The organism is Jannaschia sp. W003 (genome assembly GCF_025144335.1).
Lineage (GTDB): Bacteria > Pseudomonadota > Alphaproteobacteria > Rhodobacterales > Rhodobacteraceae > Jannaschia.
The window spans coordinates 2,032,731-2,053,493 of record NZ_CP083539.1; the positions used below are offsets into that span (position 1 = coordinate 2,032,731).

Annotated in this window: 20 protein-coding genes and 1 tRNA gene; 13 read left to right on the plus strand and 8 right to left on the minus strand. The window is 72.5% G+C overall.

Features of this window, described 5'->3' with window-relative positions:
- Positions 1–59: 59 nt before the first annotated feature.
- From K3554_RS09890 to K3554_RS09905, 4 genes are all read right to left on the minus strand, one after another.
- Entirely contained in the window at positions 60–941 is an 882-nt protein-coding gene (locus K3554_RS09890) for a cytochrome c (RefSeq protein ID WP_259939759.1), read from the minus strand.
- Positions 941–1,405 carry a cytochrome c gene (locus K3554_RS09895; RefSeq protein WP_259939762.1) on the minus strand — a complete coding sequence of 155 codons (465 nt, stop codon included), beginning with the start codon at positions 1,403–1,405 and terminating at the stop codon, positions 941–943. The genes K3554_RS09890 and K3554_RS09895 overlap by 1 nt, the downstream gene beginning before the upstream one ends.
- 103 nt (positions 1,406–1,508) lie before the next feature.
- Positions 1,509–2,690, minus strand: a complete 1,182-nt coding sequence (locus K3554_RS09900; protein WP_259939764.1) for an ammonium transporter — start codon at positions 2,688–2,690, stop codon at positions 1,509–1,511.
- A 125-nt stretch (positions 2,691–2,815) separates the two neighbouring features.
- Positions 2,816–3,412, minus strand: a complete 597-nt coding sequence (locus tag K3554_RS09905) for an NTP transferase domain-containing protein (protein WP_259939766.1) — start codon at positions 3,410–3,412, stop codon at positions 2,816–2,818.
- 143 nt (positions 3,413–3,555) lie between these two features.
- Here K3554_RS09905 and K3554_RS09910 point away from each other — a divergent pair, with 143 nt between their 5' ends.
- The 5 genes from K3554_RS09910 (at position 3,556) to K3554_RS09930 (ending at position 9,091) form a co-directional block, all read left to right on the plus strand.
- Entirely contained in the window at positions 3,556–5,325 is a 1,770-nt protein-coding gene (locus K3554_RS09910) for a BCCT family transporter (RefSeq protein ID WP_259939768.1), read from the plus strand.
- 75 nt (positions 5,326–5,400) lie between these two features.
- A complete protein-coding gene (locus tag K3554_RS09915) occupies positions 5,401–6,810 on the plus strand; it encodes a deoxyribodipyrimidine photo-lyase (RefSeq protein ID WP_259939769.1) in 1,410 nt (469 codons plus the stop codon).
- A 68-nt stretch (positions 6,811–6,878) separates the two neighbouring features.
- On the plus strand, positions 6,879–7,340 hold the full coding sequence (locus K3554_RS09920) for a TrgA family protein (protein WP_259939770.1): 462 nt from the start codon (positions 6,879–6,881) through the stop codon (positions 7,338–7,340).
- Positions 7,341–8,450 carry an NUDIX domain-containing protein gene (locus tag K3554_RS09925; RefSeq protein WP_259939771.1) on the plus strand — a complete coding sequence of 370 codons (1,110 nt, stop codon included), beginning with the start codon at positions 7,341–7,343 and terminating at the stop codon, positions 8,448–8,450. It begins immediately after the preceding gene.
- A 71-nt stretch (positions 8,451–8,521) separates the two neighbouring features.
- Positions 8,522–9,091, plus strand: coding sequence for a DUF805 domain-containing protein (locus K3554_RS09930; protein WP_259939772.1), 570 nt, complete (start codon positions 8,522–8,524; stop codon positions 9,089–9,091).
- Between the two features lie 48 nt (positions 9,092–9,139).
- On the opposite strand, the gene K3554_RS09935 is transcribed toward K3554_RS09930, so the two are convergent.
- The 3 genes from K3554_RS09935 to K3554_RS09945 form a co-directional block, all read right to left on the minus strand.
- A tRNA-Val gene (locus K3554_RS09935) sits at positions 9,140–9,214 on the minus strand.
- Positions 9,215–9,338: 124 nt separating this feature from the next.
- Positions 9,339–9,905, minus strand: coding sequence for a L,D-transpeptidase (locus K3554_RS09940; RefSeq protein WP_259939773.1), 567 nt, complete (start codon positions 9,903–9,905; stop codon positions 9,339–9,341).
- A 164-nt stretch (positions 9,906–10,069) separates the two neighbouring features.
- The gene (locus K3554_RS09945; RefSeq protein WP_259939775.1) at positions 10,070–11,569 is read right to left on the minus strand and encodes a CoA-acylating methylmalonate-semialdehyde dehydrogenase; all 1,500 of its coding nucleotides are present in this window, start codon (positions 11,567–11,569) and stop codon (positions 10,070–10,072) included.
- A 135-nt stretch (positions 11,570–11,704) separates the two neighbouring features.
- Here K3554_RS09945 and K3554_RS09950 point away from each other — a divergent pair, with 135 nt between their 5' ends.
- From K3554_RS09950 to K3554_RS09980, 7 genes are all read left to right on the plus strand, one after another.
- Positions 11,705–12,076: a hypothetical protein gene (locus K3554_RS09950; protein WP_259939776.1), complete on the plus strand. Its 372-nt coding sequence runs from the start codon at positions 11,705–11,707 to the stop codon at positions 12,074–12,076.
- Between the two features lie 54 nt (positions 12,077–12,130).
- Entirely contained in the window at positions 12,131–12,565 is a 435-nt protein-coding gene (locus K3554_RS09955) for a CBS domain-containing protein (RefSeq protein WP_259939777.1), read from the plus strand.
- 92 nt (positions 12,566–12,657) lie between these two features.
- The gene (locus K3554_RS09960; RefSeq protein ID WP_259939778.1) at positions 12,658–12,873 is read left to right on the plus strand and encodes a hypothetical protein; all 216 of its coding nucleotides are present in this window, start codon (positions 12,658–12,660) and stop codon (positions 12,871–12,873) included.
- Positions 12,874–12,923: 50 nt separating this feature from the next.
- Positions 12,924–13,433: a pantetheine-phosphate adenylyltransferase gene (gene coaD, locus K3554_RS09965; RefSeq protein ID WP_259939779.1), complete on the plus strand. Its 510-nt coding sequence runs from the start codon at positions 12,924–12,926 to the stop codon at positions 13,431–13,433.
- Between the two features lie 87 nt (positions 13,434–13,520).
- Positions 13,521–14,966 carry an IMP dehydrogenase gene (gene guaB / locus K3554_RS09970; RefSeq protein WP_259939780.1) on the plus strand — a complete coding sequence of 482 codons (1,446 nt, stop codon included), beginning with the start codon at positions 13,521–13,523 and terminating at the stop codon, positions 14,964–14,966.
- The gene (locus K3554_RS09975; protein WP_259939783.1) at positions 14,963–16,123 is read left to right on the plus strand and encodes an RsmB/NOP family class I SAM-dependent RNA methyltransferase; all 1,161 of its coding nucleotides are present in this window, start codon (positions 14,963–14,965) and stop codon (positions 16,121–16,123) included. The genes guaB and K3554_RS09975 overlap by 4 nt, the downstream gene beginning before the upstream one ends.
- A 90-nt stretch (positions 16,124–16,213) precedes the next feature.
- Complete coding sequence (locus K3554_RS09980; RefSeq protein ID WP_259939785.1) at positions 16,214–18,865, plus strand: ATP-binding protein; 2,652 nt, start codon at positions 16,214–16,216, stop codon at positions 18,863–18,865.
- A gap of 10 nt (positions 18,866–18,875) precedes the next feature.
- Here K3554_RS09980 and K3554_RS09985 read toward each other — a convergent pair whose 3' ends face one another.
- Positions 18,876–19,454 (minus strand): gamma-glutamyl kinase, encoded by a 579-nt coding sequence (locus K3554_RS09985; protein WP_259939787.1) that lies wholly within the window; start codon positions 19,452–19,454, stop codon positions 18,876–18,878.
- A 163-nt stretch (positions 19,455–19,617) separates the two neighbouring features.
- Between K3554_RS09985 and recA the strand changes: the two genes are divergently transcribed.
- Positions 19,618–20,715 (plus strand): recombinase RecA, encoded by a 1,098-nt coding sequence (recA, locus tag K3554_RS09990; protein WP_311200323.1) that lies wholly within the window; start codon positions 19,618–19,620, stop codon positions 20,713–20,715.
- The last annotated feature ends 48 nt before the right edge of the window (positions 20,716–20,763 follow it).

Genomic DNA, 20,763 nt, shown 5'->3' on the forward strand with positions numbered 1-20,763 from the left:
AACCACGAAGGCCTCCGCGCAGTTTCGTCCAGAGGCCCCGGCGCAAGGCCGGGGCGGGGTCACTCGACGGCCGCCGGCACCGCCTTGACGTAGCGCGCGATGGCGAGGCGGTCCTCGTCCGGAAGATGCGAGAGGTTCTTCACCACCGAGGCCATCGACCCCGCCGCCACGTCGAACTCCGGCGTGAAGCCGTCGGCGAGGTAACTCGCGATCTCCGCCTCGGACCAGTCCAGCCCGGCGATGGCGGGCACGCGCCCCTCGCCGTCGGGATTCGGCGCGCCCTGCAGCCAGGCCGAGCGCCGCAGCCCGCCGATCGGATCGCGGGACGTGTGGCACTCGCCGCAGTGGCCCATGGCCTCCACGAGGTGGCGGCCCCGGCTCTCCTCCTCCACCACGTAGCCGCGGCCCGCGTAGAGCATCTTCCAGGCCCCCACGCCGCGGCGGATCGAGAACGGGAAGCCGACCTCGTGGGGCTGCGACGCCGCATCCGAGGCGGGCAGGGTCTGCCAGAACGCCCAGAGCGCCGCGACCTCGGGAGGCTCCATCAGCGCGTAGGCGGTGTAGGGGAAGGCGGGGTAGTAGTGTGCGCCCTCGGGCGAGACGCCGCGCTGCACGGCGTCGGCGAACTGCTCGGGGGTCCACGCCCCGATGCCGTGGACCGGATCGGTCGAGACGTTGGGCGCGACGAAGGTGCCGAAGTCCGAGGCGAAGCGCTGACCGCCTTCCAGCACCAGCCGCGCCTCCCCTTCGGCGTCCTCGGCCGCGTGACACGAGGCGCAGCCCGCGGCCCAGAACACCTGCTCGCCGAGCGCGGCGTCGGCGGGCGCGGCGGCGATGGCCGCCTTCGCGGACCCCCCCAGCCCCTCGGCGCGGGTGATCCAGAGGCCCGCCGCGCCCGCGAGGAGCGCGAGCGCGCCCAGCCCGAGCGCGGCGCGGCGCATCACTCGCGCTTCAGGCGGTAGTCGTCATGGCAGCCGCCGCAGGTCCGGCCGAGCATGCCCACCGCCTCGCCGAGCGCCTCGGGCCCGTCGCCCGCCACCTCGGCGAGGTTCGCCGCGGCCTGCTGGAGCTGGCCATAGGCGGTCTCGAAGCCCTCCCAGTCGGTCCAAATCGCCGGCAGCGCGTCGCTGGACGGTACTTCCTCGTTCGACGTGCCCTCGGGCCAGAGCGACTGGATCGTGAGGTTGCTCACGGCGAGCAGGTCGTCGGCCGCCGCCTGCGCCGCCGCGGCGTCGTAGGGCGCGTTGCCGCGCGCCATGTTGCCCACCACGCCGAGGCTCATGCCCTGCACCTGCATCACGCCCTGCCGCGCCTCGACCGCCTGGGGCACCTTCTCCTCGTGGCTCTCGGCGAAGGCGGGGGCGGCGAAGCCGAGGGCGAGCGTGGCGGCGATGATCGTCTTCATGGCGTCTCTCCGGTTGGACGCCGCGAGGGTCGGGCAACGGAGCGGATCGGTCAAGCCGCCGATCGCGCACAGGCGCCGTGCACCGGCGCCCGTGCGAAGGCCGTCAGCTCGGCGAGGGGTAGGCCTGCTCGCCGTGGACGGCGAGGTCGAGGCCCTCCTGCTCGATCTCCTTGGAGACCCGCAGCGGGAAGACCAGCTTCACCGCGTAGATCAGCACCAGCGTCACCACGACCGTCCAGAGGCCCACCACCAGCATGCCGCCGAGCTGCGAGGCCCAGGAGCCCAGCCCGAAGGCGGCGATCATCGCCGTGCCGAACAGCCCGCCCACGCCGTGCACCGCAAACACGTCGAGCGTGTCGTCGATCTTCAGGCGGTTGCGGATCAGGCCCACGGCCTCCTGGCACAGCACGCCCGCGACGCCGCCGATGATCAGGGCCTGCACGGGGCCGACGAAGCCCGAGGCGGGGGTGATCGAGGCGAGGCCCGCGATGGTGCCCGTCACGATGCCCACGAGGGACGCCTTGCCGAAGCGGATGCGCTCCCACGCGGCCCAGCTCAGCGAGGCGGCGGCGGCCGACAGGTGCGTGACCGTCAGCGCCATCGCGGCGCCCCCGTCGGCGGCGAGCTGCGAGCCGCCGTTGAAGCCGAACCAGCCGACCCAGAGCATCGAGGCTCCCAGCATCACGAAGCCAGGGTTGTGCGGCGGCTTCGTGCGATCCGACCGCGGGCCCAGCACCACGGCGATCAGGAGGGCGGCAATGCCCGCCGTCTCGTGCACCACGAGGCCGCCCGCGAAGTCGAGCACGGGCGCCTCGAACAGGGCGCCTTCCCCCCCGGCCAGCATGCCACCCCCCCAGATCCAGTGGACCACGGGCGCGTAGCAGATCAGCATCCAGAGCGACGAGAAGGCGAGCACGAAGCCGAAACCCACCCGCTCGACGTAGGCGCCCACGATCAGCGCGGGCGTGATGATTGCGAAGGTCATCTGGAACGCGAAGAACAGGATCTCGGGGATCGTGCCGGCCACCGCGTCGGCGTCGACGCCGGCGAGGAACGACTTCGACAGACCGCCCCAGAACGGCCCCTCGCCGCCGAAGGCGATGGAGTAGCCCAGTGCCAGCCACAGCACGCTCATCAGGGCGGCGATGCTGTAGCAGTGCATGAACACACTGAGCACGTTCCGCGAGCGCACGAGCCCGCCGTAGAACAGGGCGAGCCCCGGCAATGTCATGAACAGGACCAGCGCCGTGGCGACGATGATCCAGGCGGTGTCGGCTCCGACCATGGCGTTCTCCCTTCGGTTGCGGGGGCAGGTGCCAGCCGGGGACGGGGGTCGGAAGGCGCCGTTGCAGCGGAGCGGGGTCGATCCGCCGGATGCCCGCACGGGAGGCGCTGGGGAACGGGTTTCGCCTAAGGCTTGGGCGCCCCGCGAACCGTGGCGCGCCAGCGCGCCCAATCCTCGGGCGTGTCGAGGTCCGTGAGCGCCGCGCGACCGGGCAGCGGATGGACGGCGCAGGGGTGCGTCTCGACCACCGCCCGCGCGCCCCGGTCGCCGCGCAAGGCGAGCAACTCGGGGAAGAGGCTTCGGGCGAAGACCGCCGGGTGGCCGGGCGTGCCGTCCTCGGCCCCGGCGCGCAGGATCGGCGCGTCCGAGGCGCGCCACGCCTCCGACAGTTGCCACAGCTCCCCGGCCCCGATCTCGGGCATGTCGGCGAGGTGGATCATCAGCGCGTCGCTCCGGCAGGCGGCCACGCCCGCGCGGATCGAGGCGCTCATGCTGCGCTCCGCCACCGCGAGGCGCCGGACGGCGAGGTCGCCCAGCCACGCCGAGCGGTCCCGGTCGCCCTCGGGCAGCGCGACCATCACCTCCGCGGCAACGCCTAGCGCGGCCCGCGCGGCCCGCAGCACCAAGGGCGCGCCGTCCACCGTCTCCAGGAGCTTGTCGCCACCCCGCATCCGCCGGGAGGCGCCGGCGGCGAGCACGAGGATGGCGGGGGGCGGGCGCATGGCCCCTCCATAGCCGCGCGGTGTCGCGAAGCGCCAGCGGGGTGGCGCGGGGGCACGGTTGGCCCTCGCCGGAGCGGGCATGCTAGGGTGCAGGGAATCCGCGGTCCCCGGCGGACCGCATCCACGACACGGAGGGGACGACCATGTCGACGACATCCGACGAACCGGACGCCCACGGGATCCCCGATCCCGAGGGCCGCGCCGCGCCGATCCAGACGGACTACGAGGTCGGTCAGGACAACATCGAGCCCCGGCTGGGGCCCATCGCGCTCGACATCCACAACCCGGTCTTTGTGGTCTCGGCCGCGATGGTGCTGGTGTTCGTGGTGGTGGCGCTGGTCGCGCCGGAATGGTCGCAGCTCACGTTCACGGCGATGCGCAACTTCGCCAAGAGCTCGTTCGACTGGTTCTTCCTGTCGGCGGCCAACCTGTTCGTCGTCTTCTCGCTGCTTCTGATCGTGACCCCATGGGGCTCGGTCCGGCTGGGCGGCAGCGAGGCGCGGCCCGACTTCACCTACGCGGCGTGGTTCTCGATGCTGTTCGCGGCCGGCATGGGAATCGGGCTGATGTTCTTCGGGGTGCTCGAGCCGGTCTACTACTTCGGCACACCCTGGGACGACCAGCCGCTGAACGGGGCCATCGGCATCGTCGACGGCACGGTGGCCGACGCCGCCACCGTGGAGGCGGCGCGCAGCCGCGCCATGGCGGCCACGATCTTCCACTGGGGCCTGCACCCCTGGGCGATCTATGCGGTGGTGGCGCTGGCGCTGGCGCTCTTCAGCTACAACAAGGGCTTGCCGCTGACACTGCGCTCCGCCTTCTACCCGCTCCTGGGCGAGCGCATCTGGGGCTTCTGGGGCAACGCCATCGACACCATCGCCGCCTTCGCCACGCTGTTCGGCCTCGCCACTTCGCTCGGCATCGGCGCGACGCAGGTCGCCTCGGGCCTGACGGAGGTGTTCGGCTCCGGAGTGGCCGAGGAGGGCACGCGCAACTTCGCGGGCTTCCTGTGGGGCAACATCGAGACCGCGAACGACAGCTCGGTGCTGCTCGCGCTGATCATCGCGGCGATCACGGCCATCGCCCTCGTGTCGGTGGTGCGCGGTCTCGACGGCGGCGTGAAGGTGCTGTCCGAGATCAACATGGTGCTCGCGGCGCTCCTCCTCCTGTTCGTGTTCCTCGTGGGCCCCACGGGCGACATCGTCGCGGACGTGTTCGGCGGGCTGGGGGCCTATGCGGCCAACATCGTGCCGCTCTCGAACCCGATCGGGCGCGAGGACACCGGGTTCCTCCACGGCTGGACCACCTTCTACTGGGCGTGGTGGATCTCCTGGTCGCCCTTCGTGGGCATGTTCATCGCCCGCGTCAGCCGCGGCCGCACGGTGCGCGAGTTCGTGACCTGCGTGCTGCTGATCCCCTCGCTGGTCTGCGTGCTGTGGATGGCCACCTTCGGGGGCACCGCCATCAGCCAGGTGATCGCGGGCGGGGCGGAGTCGGGCGTGTTCCAGTACGTGATCGCGTCCTACAAGCCCGAGATCGCCCTCTACGCGATGCTGGCGGACCTGCCGCTCGCGGCGATCACCTCGACGCTGGCGATCGTGCTCGTGGTGGTGTTCTTCGTGACCTCGTCGGACTCCGGTTCGCTGGTCATCGACACGATCACTGCCGGCGGCAAGGTCGATGCGCCCGTCATCCAGCGTATCTTCTGGTGCATCTTCGAGGGCGCGGTGGCCGCGGTGCTGCTGCTTGGAGCGACCGGCACGCAGGGCCTGCAGAGCCTCCAGGCGATGGTCATCTCCACGGGCCTCCTGTTCTGCGTGGTGCTCGTGGTGATGTGCGTGTCGATCTTCCTCGGGCTGCGGACCGAGCGGAAGGTGATGCTGGGCGAGGGCCGCGCGGCGCCCGCCGAATGACCCCGGGGGCGGGGGCGCCGGCGCGCCCCCGCCCGAATCGTTGCCGCGGGCGGGGGTGCCGCTAGGTCCGCCCCCATGACACCGATCCTGCTCTGGCACCGCCGCGACCTGCGGCTCACCGACAATCCCGCGATGCACTGGGCGGCCGGGCAGGGGCGTCCCGTGATCCCCGTGTTCCTGCTCGACGAGGTTGTCGCGGACTGGGGCGCGGCTTCGAAGTGGCGCATCGGGCGGTCGCTGGAGGCCCACGCGGAGCGGCTGGAGGGCATCGGAAGCCGGCTCATTCTGCGCCGCGGCCCCGCCGCCGAGGCGCTCTCCACGCTCCTCGACGAGACCGGCGCGGGCGACGTGGTCTGGAGCCGCCTCTACGTCCACGACGAGCGCGCGCGTGACGAGGCCGTGCTGGCGATGCTGGAGCGGCGCGGCGCGGACGCCCACGTCTTCGACGGCCACATCGTGTTCCGCCCCGAGGACGTCGCCACCGGTTCGGGCGGCTTCTACAAGGTCTACACGCCGTTCTACCGCAACGTGGCCGCGCGCGACCCCGAGCCGCCGCTGCCGCCCGTGGAGCAGCTGCCCGCGCCCGACACGTGGCCCCCGTCGGACGCCCTCGCGGACTGGAACCTCGGGGGCGCCATGAACCGGGGCGGCGCGGTGTTGGAGCGCCACGCCCGCGTGGGCGAGCTGGCCGCGCGCGCGCGGCTGGTCGAGTTCGTCGAGGGGCGCATCCGCGCCTACGCCGAGGCGCGCGACAAACTGCCCGAGGACGGCACCTCGAAGCTGGGCGAGAACCTCACCTACGGCGAGATCTCCGCGCGCGAGTGCCTCGCCGCCGTGCGCGCCGAGGCGCCTGCCGGCGCCGGGCGGGACACCTTCGCGAAGGAGCTGCTCTGGCGCGACTTCGCGCACCACCTCGCCTGGCACACGCCGAAGCTCACGAAGGGCAACTGGAAGCCCGAGTGGGACGCCTTTCCGTGGCGGGGCGACAACGACGCCGCCGAGGTGTGGCGCCGCGGGATCACCGGCGTGCCGGTCGTGGATGCGGCCATGCGCGAGATGTACGTCACGGGCACCATGCACAACCGCGGGCGCCTGCTGACCGCGAGCTACCTGACCAAGCACATGCTGACCCACTGGCGCGTGGGCTGCGACTGGTTCGCGGACGCCCTGACCGACTGGGACCCGGCCAATAACGCGCTGAACTGGCAGTGGGTGGGCGGCTGCGGCCCCGACGCCTCGCCGTTCTTCCGCATCTTCAATCCCGAGACCCAGGCCGAGCGCTTCGACCGGGGCGGACGCTACCGCGGGCACTGGCTGGCGGAGCGCGCGGACGCGCCGTCCGAGGAGGCGCTGGCGTGGTTCGAGGCGATCCCCCGGCGCTGGGGCCAGTCCCCCGACCAACCCTATCCGGAGGCCCCCGTGGTGGGCATGGCCGAGGGCCGCGCCCGCGCGCTGGAGGCCATGCAGGAATTCCGCGACCGCTGATTCCGGTCGCCCCGGTCGCGCCCCATTCGCCCGATAGCACCGGGGGCGCGATTCGACCGGAGGACGTCATGCCCACCCCCGCCAAGCTCGTCGCCGCCGTGGCGATGGCCATCATCGCCTGGCTCACCGCCGAGGCCGTGCACCGCTATGCCCTGCCCGAGGGCGTCTCGATCGGCAGGGGCCGCGAGATCCTGGCCGCGATGGGCCTCGTGATGGGCTGGCGCATGATCGGCCGGCAGGCCACCGGCATCCGCGGCCGCGGGGACCGCCTCGTGAACGGGTTGACCATGGGTCTCGCCTGCGCGTTGTCGCTGGCGGTGCTGGCCGTGTTCCTCCATGCCTTCTACGTGATGATCCTCGAATCCATGGACCTCGCCTACAACTCCCCGGGCAAGGCGTTCAGCGGCTGGATGGGCTTCGTGATGAGGGATGCGGCAATCGCCTGGAACCCGTACGTGCTCGTGATGCTCTTCGGCGGCGGCGCCGTGGCGGGGCTGCTGTCGGGCGTCGCGGGACGGGTCTGGCGCTAGATGCGCCTCGCGCTCTTCGGGACGCTGCTCTGGCCCGAACTTCTCGACTTCGTCGCCGGCCGCCCCGTGCGGACGGTGCCGGCCACGCTGGAGGGCCGCCGCGTGGCGCGCGCGCCGGACGGCGACTGGCCGGTGCTCCTGCGCGACCCGGCGGCCCGTGCGGCCTGCGCCGTGACGGAGCCGCTGGATGCCGGAGCGCTGGCCCGCATCGACTGGTACGAGGGCGGCTTCGGCTACGACCGGGAGCGGGTGACGGCGCAGGCCGCCGATGGCCCCGTGGAGGCCGAGGTCTACCGCGGGGCGGACGGCGGCGGCGGCCCGTGGTCGCTGGACCGCTGGCGGCGCGAGCACGGCGCGCGGACCCGCCTCGCCGCCGCCGAGGTGATGCGCGCGATGGGCCGCGAGGATGCGGCGAGCCTCGCCGCGCGGCGAGGCGTCCTGCAGGCCCGCGCTTCCGCGCAGGTCGCCGCCGCGGCGCGCGCCCGTCCCGCCACCGCCGGGGGCGAGCTGCGCCGCGCGGACCTCGCCGACCTTCGCGCCGAGCCGGTCCACGACGGCTTCATCTCCATGGAGACGATGCGCTTCCGCTTCCCGCGCTTCGGGGGAGGGCTGTCGGACACGGTGGAGCGCGACGTGGTGATCTCGCCCGACGCGGCCACGCTGCTGCCCTACGACCCCCGCCGCGACCGCGTGCTGCTGGTGGAGCAGGTCCGCGCCGGCGCCGTCGCCTTGGGCGATCCGCAACCTTGGCTGCTGGAGCCGGTGGCCGGCATCGTGGACGCGGGCGAGACCGCCGAGGCGGCGGCGATCCGCGAGACGTGGGAGGAGGCGGGGCTGCGCGTCGCGCCGGACGCGCTGCATCTCGTGGCGCGCTACTACCCGACGCCGGGCTTCCTCGCCCAGGTGATCTGGAGCTACGTGGCCCGTTGCGACCTGCCCAACGACGCCGGCGGGCTCGGCGGGCTGGCGTCGGAATCCGAGGACATCCGCGTCCACGTCCTGAGCTTCGACGCCCTGATGGAGATGGTGCGGAGCGGGGAGGCGGCCGCCGCACCGCTGATCCTCTCGGCCCAGTGGCTCGCGCGACACAGGGCCTCCTTGCGCGCCTGACGCCCCGACATCGCCCCGGCATCGCCAGAATCGCGGGGCAGGGGAGGCGGCACGTCACTCGGAGGCCGCCCATGGGACCGATCCGCGCTACCATCCTGTGCCTTTCGCGCCCCCACCGCTGGACCACGCGGGCCCCGCGCTCCGAGTTCTGGGGCTTCGTGCTGGTCGGCACCGTGGCGCTCGCCTACGGCGGCCATCTGATGCGCGGCCAGCTGATCGCGTACGCGAGGCGCTCGGAGGCCGCGATTGGCGAGGCGGTCGCCACCGCCGACCCCTTCGCGCTGCTTCCGCTCCTCGACGTCCCGCTGCCCGCCCCGGCCCCCTACGTCGCGGCCGCGGCGGTGCTGCCCCTGCTGGCATTCCTCGCCGCGGCGGCGCGGCGCCTCCACGACACGGGCCGCGGCACGACGTCGCTGCTGCTGATGCTCGTGCCGGTGATCGGTCCGCTCTGGCTTGCCCTGCTGCTCGCGAAGGGCCCCGAGCCCGTTCCGAACCGCTGGGGCGGCGTGGCGCGGGGCAAGCCCGCCGTTCCGCGGGGGCTGGAGCGGTACATGACGCCGAAGCAGCCCATCGACGTCCACGACACCCCCGAGGCGGTGCGCGCCCTGCGTCAGGGCCGGATGCCCAAGCCGGTCACCTGACCGCGCGGGCCATCGCGGACCGATATCGTCACGACTGGGGGCGGGGGGTGGTGGGTGATGAGGGATTTGAACCCCCGACATCTTCGATGTGAACGAAGCGCTCTACCACTGAGCTAATCACCCGTGGGGCGCGGAATAGCGAGGGCGGGTGAGGGGATCAACCCCCGAATGGGGCGGAATCGGAAGGCCCGCCGCGGGGGTGCGACGGGCCTTCGGAAGCGTTAGGGAAAGGGGGCGAAGCCGGCCCTCAGAGCAGCTTCACCTGTGTGCCGATCGGCGTGATCGCGAACAGCTCCGCGATCTTCTCGTTGTAGAGGCCGATGCAGCCCGACGAGGAGCGGCGGCCGATCTTACGCGTGTCGTGGGTGCCGTGGATCAGGTAGGCCGGCCAGTCGAGGTACATGGCGTGGGTGCCGAGCGGGTTGCCGGCACCGGCGGGCATGAACTCAGGGAGGCTCGGATCCTCGGCGCGCATCGAGGCGGTGGGCGTCCAGGTCGGGCCGACCTTCTTGCGCACGATCTGGGTGTAGCCGCGGCGGGTCAGCTCGTCGGTGCGCGGCACCGAGGTGGGGTAGAGGCGGTAGTCCGCGCCGTCGCCGCTCCAGTAGTGGAGGGCGCGGCTGTTGGTGTCGGCAATGATCGTGGCCACGCCGAGCGAGTCGAAGTGGTCGCGCCACTCGATGCGCTCGAACGACGAAATGTTGCGGCGGGTCGCGCCGCTGCCGCGGATGTCGGCCTGCGCGAGGGCCAGCGAGGGGGTCGCGAGCGCGGCGGCGGCGCCCAGGAGGAGGGTGCGGCGGGACTGCGGGATCATGCGGGCGGAACTCCGGTGGCTGCTTCGGGGACGCTTGGCGCGCTCTGCCCCCAGATTCCACCGCTCCGGCGCCGATTCCAGTCACCAGCGCGTGAGGTCCCCCTCCGGTCGGCGGGGGTGTGCCGACGCGGTCACGCATCCGCGCGCCGCGCCGGACATGCGTGTCACTCCATCACGGGGATCGAGAACTCGCCGCCTTCCTTGATGCCCGAGGGCCAGCGCGCGGTCACGGTCTTGGTGCGGGTGTAGAAGCGGAAGCTATCCGGCCCGTGCTGGTTCAGGTCGCCGAACATGGATTTCTTCCAGCCACCGAAGGTGTGGTAGGCCAGCGGCACGGGGATCGGCACGTTCACGCCGACCATGCCCACGTCGACGCGCTTGGCGAAGTCGCGCGCGGCGTCCCCGTCGCGGGTGAAGATGGCGGTGCCGTTGCCGTATTCGTGGTCGGTGGCGAGCGCCAGCGCCTCCTCGTAGCTCTGGGCGCGCACCGTCGAGAGCACGGGGCCGAAGATCTCCTTCGTGTAGATCTCCATGTCCGGGGTCACGCGGTCGAACAGGTGCGCCCCCACGAAGAACCCGTCCTCGTAGCCCTGCACGCGCAGGCCGCGCCCGTCGACCACCAGCTCGGCGCCGGCGTCGATGCCGGACTGCACCAGCCGCTCGATGTTGGCCTTGGCGGCGGCCGTCACCACGGGGCCGAAGTCCACGTCGCCCCCGGAGGTGTAGGGCCCGACCTTCAGCGCCTCGACGCGCGGGGCGAGCTTGGCGATCAGGCGGTCGGCGGTCTCGTCGCCCACGGGGACCGCGACCGAGATGGCCATGCAGCGCTCGCCGGCGGCGCCGAAGCCCGCGCCCACCAGCGCGTCGGCGGCCTGGTCCATGTCGGCGTCGGGCATGACGATCATGTGGTTCTTGGCGCCGCCGAAGCACTGGGCGCGCTTGCCGTTCGCGGCGGCCCGCTCGTAGATGTAGGCGGCGATCGGGGTGGAGCCGACGAAGCCCACCGACTGGATCACGGGGTGGTCGAGGATCGCGTCCACGGCCTCCTTGTCGCCGTTCACCACCTGCAGGATGCCCTTGGGCAGTCCCGCCTCCTCCATGAGGGCGGCCAGCATCATCGGCACCGAAGGGTCGCGCTCCGAGGGCTTGAGGATGAAGGCGTTGCCGCAGGCGATCGCGGGCGCGAACATCCACATCGGGATCATGGCGGGGAAGTTGAACGGCGTGATGCCCGCGCAGACGCCGAGCGGCTGGCGCATGGAGTACATGTCGATGCCCGGGCCGGCGGAGTCGGTGAACTCGCCCTTCAGGTGATGCGGGGCGCCGATGCAGAACTCGACCACCTCCAGCCCCCGCTGCACGTCGCCGGCGGCATCGGGCAGGGTCTTGCCGTGCTCGCGGCTCAGGGCCTCGGCCAGCTTGTCCATGTCGCGGTTCAGGAGGTCCACGAAGCGCATCAGCACGCGGGCGCGGCGCTGCGGGTTGGTGGCAGCCCAGGCGGGCTGCGCGGCGGCGGCGATCTCGACCGCGCGGTCCAGCTCCGCCGCGGAGGCGAGCGCCACGCGCGCCTGCACCTCGCCCGTCGCCGGGTTGAAGACGTCTGCCGTGCGCCCCGATGCGCCGTCCGCGCGCGCGCCGTCCACGTAGTGACCGATGCTGTTCATGATGACCTCCCTGGTTCCTCGGGCGTGTCTTAACGTCGCGAGGAAGCGGGGGCGAGGCCCGCGCGCCCGCGATCCCATTGCCCTCGTGCAATCGCGGAGCGAGGATGGGTGCCAGCCCAACCGGAGACGTTCCCCATGCGCTTCCTCCTCCTCGCCGCCGCCCTCGCGGCGCTCGGCGCCTGCGCGCCCGCGCCCCGGGCCGGGCTGCCCGATCCCGCGCCGACCTTCGCCGGAGGGCCCGAGACCTGCCGCGGCCTCGCCGCCTTCGCGGCCGTGGTCGCCGACGGCCGCCGGCGGGGCATCGTGCGCGGCGAGGCGCTGGAGAGCGCCCAGGCCGGGCCGCTTACGGACCTGTTCCGCGCCATCGTCAACGGGGTCTACGACGCGCCCCGCCCGCGCAGCGCGGCGGAGTGGCAGGGCATGACGCGCCTCTACGCGGCGCTCACCGCCGACGGCTGCCTGCGCGCGATGGCCGTGAGCGAACCCGGCGCCACCGCGATTCCTTGACACGTGCCCCCCGCGCGCGGAGCATCACCGGACCACGACGCCATGGAGGCACCGATGCTCGTCACCAAGATCCTGCAATCCAAGGGCACGAAGGGCGTGCTGACCATCGCGCCCGACGTCTCGATCGCCGACGCCGTGTCCGAGCTGGCGCAGCGCCGGATCGGCGCGCTTGTGGTGTCCGCCGACGGCAGCACCGCCGACGGCATCCTGTCGGAGCGCGACGTGGTGCGCGAGCTGGCGCGCCGGGGCGGCGAAGTGCTCGCCGGCAAGGTGTCCACACTCATGACCCGCGACGTGCAGACCGCGCGCCCCGGCGACAGCGCCGAGAGCGTGCTCGAGCGCATGACCGAAGGCCGCTTCCGCCACATGCCTGTGATGGAGGACGGCACGCTCGTGGGGCTGATCTCGCTGGGCGACGTGGTCAAGGCGCGGCTGTCCGAGGTCTCCATGGAGAAGGACGCGCTCGAGGCGATGGTGACGGGGCACTGAACGGGGGCGGGGACCGCGCCGCGCTCGAGGCGCGCTGGCTCGACCTGACGCGCCGCGCGCTGCCCGGGGTCGCCGCCGCGCGCGGGTGGCCGGTGCGCTTCGACCACTGCTTCCAGCGCATCCTGCTCGACGGGGCCGCGGGCGGCGTCTGGTACGACGCGATCCCGAAGCGGCCCGCCTACCGCCACGCCGACGAGCCGCTCCTGCGCCGCGCGGTCGAGATGGGCGAGGCGGCGCTGCGGGGCGAGGGCGACCTCGGCCTGTGGAACCGCCGCAGCCTCGCGTGGCGGGCCGGGCGGCGCGCTTGAACCGCCGCGCGCCGCGTGCGAGCCGTTGAGCCACGCGGCGAGGAGTCCCGATGCGCACAGCCCTCTATCCCGGCACCTTCGATCCGATCACGAAGGGGCACATCGACATCATCAAGCGCGCCTGCGGCCTCGTGGACCGGCTGGTGATCGGCGTCGCGATCAACCGCGACAAGGGCCCGCTCTTCTCGCTGGAGCGGCGCGTGGCGATGGTCGAGGCCGAGGCCGCGCGCTGGTCCGAGCAGACCGGCACCCGGATCGTGGTGCATCCCTTCGAGAACCTCCTGATCGACTGCGCCCGCGAGGTGGGGGCGCAAATGATCGTGCGGGGCCTGCGCGCCGTGGCGGACTTCGAGTACGAGTACCAGATGGTCGGCATGAACCGCGTGCTCGACGACCGCATCGAGACGGTGTTCCTCATGGCCGAGGCCCAGCACCAGGCGATCGCTTCGAAGCTGGTCAAGGAGATCGCCCGCCTCGGCGGCGACGTGTCGGCCTTCGTGACGCCGCCCGTGAACGACGCCCTGCGCGAGAAGTTCGGCGCCTGCGCCGGCAAGCGCTGACGCGACGCGCGGCCCGCGCCCTTCCGCTCCGCCGCGATCCGTGAGAGAGCGACGCGCCAACCGACACCGCTCCCGGAGACGCGCCCCATGGAGATTCGCGAGGCCCTCACCTTCGACGACGTGCTGCTGGTCCCGGCCGAGAGCCGCGTCCTGCCCGCCGGCGCCGACACGCGCACCCGCGTCACGGGCCGGATCGCGCTGAACATCCCGCTGCTGTCCTCGGCCATGGACACCGTCACCGAAAGCCGCATGGCGATCGCCATGGCGCAGGCCGGCGGCATGGGCGTGATCCATCGCAACCTCGACGTCGACGCCCAGCAGCGCGAGGTGCGCCGCGTGAAGCGCTTCGAGAGCGGTATCGTCTACAACCCCGTGACCCTGCGCCCCGACGAGACGCTCGCCGACGCCAAGGCCCTGCAGGAGCGTTACCGCGTCACTGGCTTCCCGGTGGTGGACGGGGGCCGCGTGGTCGGCATCCTCACCAACCGCGACATGCGCTTCGCCACCGACGACGCGACGCCGGTGCGTGCGATGATGACCTCCGACGACCTCGCCATCCTGCGCGAGCCCGTGGACACCGCCGAGGCCCGCAGCCTTATGCATGCCCGCCGCATCGAGAAGCTGCTGGTAGTGAACGCCGAAGGTCGCCTCACCGGCCTCCTGACCATCAAGGACCTCGAGCAGGCGGTGCTGAACCCGCAGGCCTGCAAGGACGGGCTGGGGCGCCTTCGCTGCGCCGCCGCCACCACCGTGGGCGATGCCGGATACGAGCGCTCCGAGGCGCTGATCGCCGCCGGCGTGGACCTGATCGTGGTGGACACCGCCCACGGCCACTCCGAGGGCGTCGGCATCGCCGTGGAGCGCATCAAGCGCCTGTCGAACGACGTGCAGGTGGTGGCGGGCAACGTCGCCACCGCCGAGGCCACGCGTGCCCTGATCGCCGCGGGCGCGGACGCGGTGAAGGTCGGCATCGGTCCGGGCTCGATCTGCACCACCCGCATCGTCGCGGGCGTGGGCGTGCCGCAGCTCACGGCCATCATGGACGCGGCCGGGGCGGCGGGCGACGTGCCGGTGATCGCCGACGGCGGCATCAAGTTCTCGGGCGACTTCGCCAAGGCCATCGCCGCGGGCGCCTCCTGCGCCATGGTCGGCTCCATGATCGCCGGCACCGACGAGAGCCCGGGCGAGGTGATCCTCTACCAGGGCCGCTCCTACAAGTCGTACCGCGGCATGGGCTCGCTCGCCGCCATGGCCGGGGGCTCGGCCGACCGCTACTTCCAGAAGGACGCGGCCTCCGACAAGCTGGTGCCCGAGGGCATCGAGGGGCAGGTGCCCTACAAGGGCCCGGCCGGCACCGTGATCCACCAGCTCGTGGGCGGCCTGCGCGCGGCCATGGGCTACACCGGCTGCGCCACCGTCGAGGAGATGCGCCGGAACTGCAGCTTCGTGCGGATCTCGAACGCGGGGCTGTCCGAGAGCCACGTGCACGACGTGCAGATCACCCGCGAAGCCCCGAACTACCGCGGCGCATGACCCCCGCGGCGCGCCTCCAGGCGGCGATCGAGGTGCTGGACGCCGTGCTCCCCGGCGGCCCCGCCGAGCGCGAGCTGACCGCATGGGGCCGCCGCTCGCGCTTCGCCGGGTCCAAGGACCGCGCCGCCGTGCGCGACCACGTGTTCGACGCCCTGCGGCGCCTGCGCTCCTCGGCCTGGCTCGGCGGGCTGGGCGACGTGCCCCCGGAGGCCATGACCGGTCGCGCGGTCATCGCCGGCCTCCTGCGCGGGCAGGGCACCGACCCCGCGCCGCTCTTCGACGGCAGCCGCTACGGCCCGGCCCCGCTGGAGGACGCGCCCCTGCCGCCGCCGCTGGAGGATGCGCCCGAGGGCGTGCGCTTCGACGTGCCCGACTGGCTGCTGCCCGACCTCCACGCCTCGCTGGGGGACCGCATCGAACCCGTCTGCGAGGCCCTGCGCCACCGCGCCCCGATCCACCTGCGGGCCAACCTCGCGCGCACCTCGCGCGACGACCTCGTCGCCGCGCTGGCCGAGACCGGCTTCGACGTCCGCCCGCACCCCCTGTCGCCCTCCGCCGTGGAGGTCGCCGCGCCCGCCCGCGGCCTCGCGGCCTCGGACGCCTTCGCCGCCGGCCTGTTCGAGATGCAGGACGCTGCGAGCCAGGCCGTGGTCGACCGTCTGCCGCTGGAGCCGGGGATGCGCGTCCTCGACCTCTGCGCGGGCGGCGGGGGCAAGGCGCTCGCCATGGCGGCCCGAATGCCGCTGTCCCTCACCGCCCACGACGCCGCCCCGGAACGTATGCGGGACCTCCCCGCGCGGGCCGGGAGGGCAGGGGCCGAGGTGACGATCACCGAACGCCCCGAAGACGACTCCCCCTTCGACCTCGTGCTCTGCGACGTGCCGTGCAGCGGCTCGGGGGCGTGGCGCCGTCAGCCCGAGGCGCGCTGGCGACTCACTTCCGACCGTCTCGCCGAGCTGAAAGCGACTCAAACCGCAATCCTCGCCCGCGCCGCGGCGCTGGTCCGACCGGGCGGCCACGTCGCGCTCGTGACCTGCTCCGTGCTTGACGGCGAGCGGTGGGGCGCCGCCGAAGGGCTGCGCGAGCGCTCGCGCTGGGCCAGCCTTCCCGACGACGGGGCTGACGGCCTGTCGCTGCAGCTCCTCGCGCGATCCTGACCGCCGGGGCCGCAAGGCGATGGGCATGCGCTTAAGCCTCGGTTAACGATTCGCCGTGTAGGGCGGTGGGAACCGGCGTCGGAGGTGAGCTTGCTCGACTTGCAGCTAGACACGCGGGATGCCGTGCCCGGGGCCGGCGGGGCGCGCACGTCCGGCCTGCGCGGGCGTCACCTGCTCGCCGTGGCGGCCCTCGCCGCGGTGGCCGCCATGCTCGCCCCCGACATGGCCGTCCGTGTCGCGGCCGGTGCCGTCGCCGCGGCGCTGATCCTCCTCGCCGGCGGCCTGCGCATCGCCGCCCTGCTGCGCGCCCGGCGCGAGCGGCGGCGCCTCGACGACATCATGGTCTTCGTGGAGCACGACGCCGCGCCCGCCTTCTGCACCGATGCCTTCGGCGCCGTGGTGCTGCAGAACCGCGCCGCCGCCGACCGGTTCGGCGCCGCGCGGGGCGACGCCCTCAGCCGCGTGTTCGAGCCGCTGTTCGCCAACCCCGACGCCGTGGTCCACCGCGTGCGCGAGGGGCTGCGCCGCGACGGGCGCGCCCGCGAGGACGTGGTCACGCGGCGCGGCCACGTGCGCGTCTCGGCCGGGGCGATCCCGGGCGGCGAGCTTTGGCGCGTCGAGGACATGGCCGACCGCCCCGCGCGCACGGGCGACGGCATCGGCCTGCCCATGCTCACCGCCAGCGCCAGCGGCACCATCCTCTACATGAACGAGACCCTGCGCCGGGCCATCGGCCGCCGCGCCAAGCGCCTAGAGGACGTGTTCGAGGATCTGCCCCTGCGCGACGGCGGCATCCACGCGATGCGCGCCGAGGGCGGCGCCCGCCCGGTCCGGATCGCCGCATCGCGGCCCGTGGCGGACCGCCGCGAAATCTTCGTTCTTCCCGTCGAGGAGGGCGTCGCGCAGCGCGAGAAGGCGGGCGTGGAGACGGTGCTCGACCAGCTTCCCATCGCTCTCGTGCACATCGACGAGAAGGGGCACGTCGTTTCTGCGAACCGCCTCGCGCTGCGGCTCCTGCCGCGCTCCACCGAGGGCAATCCGCCGCTGGCCGCCCTGGTCGAGGGGTTGGGGCGGTCGGTCAGCGAATGGGTCGCCGACGGCGCCGAGGGCCGCGGCCTCTACCGCCCGGAGGTGGTGCGCGTGACCGGCGCGGGCGAGGCGTACCTGCAGATCACCCTCGGCCGGCCGCTCCAGTCCGGCGACCGGGGCCTCATCGCGTTCCTCAACGACGCGACCGAGCTGAAGTCCATCGAGGCGCAGTTCGTTCAGAGTCAGAAGATGCAGGCCATCGGCCAGCTCGCCGGCGGCGTGGCGCACGACTTCAACAACCTGCTGACCGCGATCTCGGGCCATTGCGACCTCCTGCTTCTGCGCCGGGGCGACGACGATCCGGACTTTGCGGACCTCAGCCAGATCAACCAGAACGCCAACCGCGCCGCGGCGCTGGTGGGGCAGCTGCTAGCCTTCTCGCGCAAGCAGACGCTCAAGATGCAGCAGCTCGACCTGCGCGACACGCTCGGCGACATGACCCACCTCCTGAACCGCCTCCTCGGCGAGCGGGTGCGCCTTGTGGTCAGCCACGACCCGGCCCTGATCCCGATCCGAGGCGACCGCCGGCAGCTCGAGCAGGTGGTGATGAACCTCGTGGTGAACGCGCGCGACGCCATGCCCGAGGGCGGCGAGGTGCGCATCGCCACCGAATGCCGCTACCTCGAATCCGGCATGACCCGCGACCGTGTGACCATCCCACCGGGCCAGTACGTGGTGGTCTCGGTCTCGGACGGCGGCGCCGGCATCGAGCCCGAGAAGATCGGCCGCATCTTCGAGCCCTTCTTCACCACGAAGCGCCCCGGCGAGGGCACGGGCCTCGGCCTCTCCATGGCCTACGGCATCATGAAGCAGTCGGGCGGCTACATCTTCGCCGACAGCACCCCGGGCGAAGGGGCGACGTTCAGCCTCTACTTCCCGGCGGGCCGCGACGCGGTGGCGCCGTTCCCCGCGGAGGTCGCGATCCCGGAGGACGAGCCCGCCGCGGACTTCGCCGCCCCCGCGCCGCGCCCGGTCGCAGGCCTGCCCTCAGCCCCCGACCTCCCGCCGGAGGAGGGCCGCGACGGCGCAGCAACCGATGACCGCGAGGAAACCGGCCGGCCCGTTGCCGAGGATGGCGACACGCCCGTCGACCTGGATCGGGTGATCGCCGCCACCGTCGATCTGGGCGAGGCATCCGTTGCGGACCCGACCAGCGACGGCGACGAGATGCCGTGCCGCCTCGACGTGGGCGACGACGGTGACGCGCCCGTCCGGGAGATACCCGCGCCCGCGTCACATCCCTCGGATCACTCGCCCGCCGCGCCCTCCGGCTGCACCGTACTGCTCGTGGAGGACGAGGCGCCCGTCCGGGCCTTCGCGTCGCGCGCGCTGCGGCTCAAGGGCTACCGGGTGCTCGAGGCGTCCTGCGCCGAGGACGCGCTCGCGCGGCTCGACGACGAGACGCTCGACGTGGACCTCTTCGTCACCGACGTGATGATGCCGGGCCTCGACGGGCCGACCTGGGTGCGCCGCGCGCGCGAGCGGCGGCCCGACGTCTGGACCATCTTCGTGTCCGGCTACACCCAGGACACCATGTCCGAGACGGCGGCGCCGGTGCCGAACTCCTACTTCCTGCCCAAGCCCTTCTCGCTCGCAGAGCTGACCCGCACGGTGCAGAAGGCGGTGGGCGAGGGGACGCGCCGGGCGGGTTGAGCCGTGATCCTCAGCCCGCCCCGTCCCACAGCGCGAACTCCTCGGCGCGCTCGCGCCGCAGCCGCGCATTCAGGGCGGGGGACAGCGCGGCCTCTGCCTCGGGCGAGACGTTCAGCCGGTCCGGCGCGACCTCCAGCCCGAGCCGCGCGTTCAGGAAGGCGAGGGCCGCGTCGAAGCGCTCGTAGCGGAACAGGTGATCCACGCCGCCCCGCAGGAACCGCGACTGTTGGCCCACGTCAGCGTGCGGGGGCGGCGCGTCCGAAAGCCAGCCCTCCACGAACGGGTCGAACCCAACCCCCTCGGTCGAGTTCGGCTGCCCCCGCAGCCCCTCTCGGGCACGATAACGCCACCAGCTGCCCAGCCAGTCCACCGGCTCGCGCACCAGCGCCATCGTCTCCAGGGGCCGTTTGCCCCGGCGCTCGAACACCGGCGCGAGGCTCTGGCGCCACTTCGCCGGTCCCATGTGCTTGAGCCCGGGCGGGTTGTGGATCGCGGCGTCGGCATGCGGGCCGAAGGCCGCCTCCAGCGCCGTGGTGCCCGTCTTGGGCATCGACAGCAGCACCAGCCGCGCCTTCCAGAAGATGAGCAAGATGCCGCCCCGCTAACCGAAAATTAACGCCCCTTCGGCCACCCTCGGGGGGCCGGGAACCTTGCAAATGTTCTCCATTCGTACCATATCTGAAGAACAGAACGGGACAAGAACGAAACCGACGTTGCCGCCCTTGCGGCAGCATGCAACAAGGGCCGAAACCATGGCAACGGCGAACCTACTCGACATGGGCGACAAGCGCGCAGACGACAAGAAGGCTGCGGCGAAGTCCGCGGAGAAGCAGAAGGCGCTCGACAGCGCCCTCGCTCAGATCGAACGCCAGTTCGGCAAGGGCTCGATCATGAAGCTGGGGGTCGACAACCCTCTGCAGGACATCGAGTCGACCTCGACCGGCTCGCTCGGCCTCGACATCGCGCTCGGGATCGGCGGCCTGCCCAAGGGCCGCATCATCGAGATCTACGGCCCCGAAAGCTCGGGCAAGACCACGCTCACGCTCCACGCCATCGCCGAGGAGCAGAAGAAGGGCGGCGTCTGCGCCTTCGTTGACGCCGAGCACGCGCTCGATCCGCAGTACGCGCGCAAGCTGGGCGTCGACCTCGACGAGCTGCTGATCTCGCAGCCCGACACCGGCGAGCAGGCGCTCGAGATCACCGACACGCTGGTGCGCTCCGGCGCGGTCAGCATGGTGGTGGTCGACTCGGTCGCGGCCCTGACCCCGAAGTCCGAGCTGGAAGGCGACATGGGCGACAGCTCGGTCGGCGTCCACGCCCGCCTCATGAGCCAGGCGATGCGCAAGCTGACCGGCTCGATCAGCCGCTCGAAGTGCATGGTCATCTTCATCAACCAGATCCGGATGAAGATCGGCGTGATGTTCGGCTCGCCCGAGACGACCACGGGCGGCAACGCGCTGAAGTTCTACTCCTCGGTGCGTCTCGACATCCGCCGCATCGGCGCCATCAAGGACCGCGACGAGGTGGTGGGCAACCAGACCCGCGTGAAGGTGGTCAAGAACAAGGTCGCGCCCCCGTTCAAGCAGGTCGAGTTCGACATCATGTACGGCGAGGGCATCTCCAAGACCGGCGAGCTGCTGGACCTCGGCGTCAAGGCCGGCGTGGTCGAGAAGTCGGGGGCCTGGTTCTCCTACGGCGACGAGCGCATCGGCCAGGGCCGCGAGAACGCCAAGACGTTCCTCAAGGAGAACCGGCACATCGCCGACGACATCGAGGACAAGATCCGGGCCGCCCACGGCCTCGACTTCCAGATGACGAAGTCCGAGAAGGACGAGATCCTCGACGAGTGATCGCGTCCCATGGGACGACCAAAGGGGGCTGCCTTCGGGCGGCCCCCT